At 47.7% G+C, this 3747-nt stretch carries 4 protein-coding genes; 3 read left to right on the forward strand and 1 reads right to left on the reverse strand.

Going from position 1 to position 3747, the window contains the following annotated elements:
• Positions 1–66 precede the first annotated feature (66 nt).
• Positions 67–1740 (forward strand): bifunctional indole-3-glycerol phosphate synthase/phosphoribosylanthranilate isomerase, encoded by a 1674-nt coding sequence (locus BUB59_RS14785; protein ID WP_073231396.1) that lies wholly within the window; start codon positions 67–69, stop codon positions 1738–1740.
• Positions 1741–1809: 69 nt separating this feature from the next.
• On the opposite strand, the gene BUB59_RS14790 is transcribed toward BUB59_RS14785, so the two are convergent.
• Positions 1810–1992 carry a hypothetical protein gene (locus BUB59_RS14790; RefSeq protein WP_073231398.1) on the reverse strand — a complete coding sequence of 61 codons (183 nt, stop codon included), beginning with the start codon at positions 1990–1992 and terminating at the stop codon, positions 1810–1812.
• A gap of 467 nt (positions 1993–2459) precedes the next feature.
• Here BUB59_RS14790 and cas1 point away from each other — a divergent pair, with 467 nt between their 5' ends.
• Positions 2460–3353 (forward strand): type II CRISPR-associated endonuclease Cas1, encoded by an 894-nt coding sequence (gene cas1, locus BUB59_RS14800; RefSeq protein ID WP_073231402.1) that lies wholly within the window; start codon positions 2460–2462, stop codon positions 3351–3353.
• Positions 3354–3400: 47 nt separating this feature from the next.
• Positions 3401–3697: a hypothetical protein gene (locus BUB59_RS15860; protein WP_369806273.1), complete on the forward strand. Its 297-nt coding sequence runs from the start codon at positions 3401–3403 to the stop codon at positions 3695–3697.
• The last annotated feature ends 50 nt before the right edge of the window (positions 3698–3747 follow it).

Genomic DNA, 3747 nt, shown 5'->3' on the forward strand with positions numbered 1-3747 from the left:
AAACCTCGTACCTGGAGCCTCGAACCTGGAACCTCGCGCCTCGTGCCTCGAACCTGGAACCTATAAATGAGCGAAGATATTTTAAAGAAGATTGTAGACAAGAGACGTGCAGACATTGAACGCCTTGGTCTCACCTTTGGCTTTGACATTCCCGAAAAGCGTACCGTTGGCCGTTGCGAATTCCTCGGCCGTCCGGGTCCCATTCTCGAAGTCAAGCGAGCTTCGCCCTCCAAGGGGGACATTGCCCCGGATCTGGTTCCTGCTGATTTGGCATGCACTTATGCCGCTGCTGGCGCACAGGCAATTTCCGTTTTGACGGAAACCAACTTCTTCAAAGGTACTTTGGCCGACTTGATTACTGTAGCCAAGGCCGTGGACAATGGCGATACAACCGCCGACAAGTTGGGAACCAAGAAGTGTGCCGTACTCCGCAAGGACTTTTTGCTGTTCGAAGATGAAATCGATATCGCCTTCCGTTGCGGTGCCGACGCGGTTCTTTTGATTGCCCGCATCCTGGATGACGAACAGCTGATCAAGATGGCCAAGCGCGCCCAGAGTTTTGAAATGCAGGCTTTCGTGGAAGTCCGTGAACCGGATGACCTGAGAAAGCTGAACTTGGTGCTGGAAGCCTTGGGCGAAAGCGCAGAAAAGACCATCGTCGCAGGTGTAAATTCCCGCGATCTGGCAACCTTCCACATCGACCCCATGGTACCTGCAGCTATCCGCAACAAGTTGCCGGCAAAGGCTGTTTTTGAAAGCGGAGTCCACACTCCTGCCGACGCCGCATTCGCCCGCAGCCTGGGCTTCAAGGGCATTCTGGTGGGTGAAGCGGTAGCAAAAAATCCCCCGCTGGCAGCAAAGCTGGTGGCCGCATTCGGCGCCGCCGAAGACAACCGCCGCGGTGACTTCTGGAAAACCTTTGCAGAACGCCGTGACGCCAAGCGCTCCGCTTACGCTGCCGCCATGTCCGACGCAGGTGTTCAAGACGCCGCCGCCCTGGCCGCCAAGATTCCTATGGTAAAGATCTGCGGCATCACCCGCGAAGAAGACGGCTTCGCCGCTTCTGAAATGGGCGCCGATTTGCTGGGATTTGTTTTCAGCAACACTAAGCGTTTGACTAACGAAAACTTTGTTCGCAATTTCACCCAGTTGCTCCGTAGCGAATACGAAGCGGAAGGTAAGCTTTGCCCCCTGTTTGTTGGCGTCATTACCGAGACCACCACAGAAGAAGGCAAGACCGCCATTAAGCTTGCGGCCGAAGGCATCCTGGACGCAGTGCAGTTCCACGGCGTGGCCGCCCCCGCTTTTGACTCAAATTGTCATCCTCGCGAAGGCGAGGATCTAGCAGCCAGATCCCCGGTCGAGCCGGGGATGACAAACGCAGGCTTACCGAGTTTGACATCTGCTCTTCCCTGCTATAACGCTCTCCGCATCGGCGAAGAGTCCGACTTTGACAACTTCGCACTCATCCGCAAGAACGGCGAACCCCGCATCCTTTTGGATGCCAAGGTAGAAGGCGTTCCCGGCGGTTCCGGCAAGCGCATCCCCGAAGAACTTCTCCGCGCCAAGGCAGGTGAAACACCCTTCTGGCTTGCAGGCGGCATCACCCCCGAAAACGTAAACGACATTCTCGCCAAGTTCAGCCCCGAACTTGTGGACGTCTCCAGCGGTGTCGAAGACGCCCCCGGCATCAAGAACTTTGAGAAAATGCAGCAACTGTTTGCAGCGATTAACGGATAACAGAATTGCAACAATAACATTTTAGAACTCCAGAGCAATTGCTCTGGAGTTTTCTTTATTTACACAACCTTAGGGTTTATATTCAGCCTGATTGTCTTTGACAATTCCTCTTTGCTCTCGAATTTTATCCATCACATTTTCGATAGTACAACCTCGTAACCAGAAAACACGCCCTTCTTTTTCAGCTTCTTTAAAATCTTTACCAAAGTCGTGCTGTTCGTAGTAGTCAACATCAATGCCTTCTACTTTCATAATAAGCAACCTCCTCTTTGTGTGATCTTCGGACAGTAATCAAGTTATCAGTTTGAGTGTTAACAACTAATGTCCAAAATTTACCTTCTATTTCATTGATTAGCAAGACTGCGCTTGCACTGGTTTTGCTTTCCAAACTACAGAAATCTCCCGCAAGAAATTCTGCGAGCATTTCAGCCGTAAATCCACGTTCCAACATTCGCAGAAACGCGTGTCCACTTATATTCATTTGATTTTATGGGAGAGTCTTGTAATCTTACGGATGGTTGTATCCCCTCGCTTCCGTAGTTTTTACAAGAATGAATCACCTTCCCGTTCTGCGACATCGGACTCTGCGCCCGACTAGTTTACGATTCCCTAGCGCAAACCTGCAACGCTGTCGAAAGGATTATCTTACAACAAAGATAAATTTAAACATTAGTCTAACATGCGTCAATAGTAAGAATTATTCAAAAAAGGAACACAAAATGTCCAAACAAACCTTAGTATTCGAGAGCCCAGTTCAACTTTCCTTAAAGCAATCTCAGCTTTGCATAACCTACAAAGACTGTCCCGAGCAAGAACATTTCCGTGCAATCGAAGACATTGCCATGATTCTTGTGGATAATCATTCGGTATTCATCACTATACCGCTCCTCGGAGTGCTTGCTGAAAACAACGTTGCAGTAGTCTTCTGCGACCAAAAGCATATGCCCGCATCTATGCTAATGAACCTAGATGCAAATTGCAAACAACAAAAATTTTTCCGTTTGCAAATTGACGCAAGCGTTCCCACGAAAAAGCAAATGTGGAAAAACGTTGTAGAACTTAAAATCCGCAATCAGGCACAACTACTAGAATCACTTGGCAAAAACGCAAACAAGCTCTTCAAATACACAAACTGCGTGCACAGCGGAGACTCAACAAATTGCGAAGGACACGCAGCGCAACTCTATTGGAAAGAACTTATGGGGAAAGGATTCGTTCGAGACCGTTTCGGAGAATATCCCAACACATTTCTAAACTACGGCTACACCATACTTCGCGCAGCCACCGCCAAAGCGTTAATGAGCAGCGGCCTACTTCCCTCTCTAGGAATTTTCCATCGAAACTATTACGACGCCTTTCCACTAGCGGATGACATTATGGAACCCTATCGACCATTCATTGATCAAGTAGTCATTAGGTTGATGAATAAAAAACAGCGTTCATTGACAAAAGAGGTTAAGCATTCCTTTCTGGAAGTTTTCTATCAAGATGTTCCATTCGGAGAACAAATGGTTCAGCTAGGCACTTGTCTCAATTACACAGCATCATCTGTCGCAAAATTCTTTGCCGCAGAAACCAAGACACTATCCTATCCGAGGATTATATGTGGGTAATCGCAGTCTTTGATTTTCCAAGATACTGTAAAAGTGGACGAAAGAATATGAACCACTTTATAGAGGAACTTGAAAAGGATGGTTTTTCAAAAATCCAGCGTGGAATGTACGTAAGGTATTGTACAACAATCAAAAACGGGAACATGCACAAATCGCGAATCATCTCAGCAATCGGTCCTCGTTCAACAATCAGCCTGTTCAACATATCAGATAGAGAATTCAACGAAATTTACAGTCACTTCGGTTTCACCAAGCCACCAAAAATTTGGCCACATACCAAGGATTTTATAGAGTTTTTCGAGGCATCATCAACATGTGTGGAAGCATTTAGGCAGCCTTGCTAGATGAATCTCTCGATTCCGATTCCCATTCGTAGGCTATCTTTACATCTACA

Source organism: Fibrobacter sp. UWEL, from assembly GCF_900142535.1.
Classification (GTDB): domain Bacteria; phylum Fibrobacterota; class Fibrobacteria; order Fibrobacterales; family Fibrobacteraceae; genus Fibrobacter.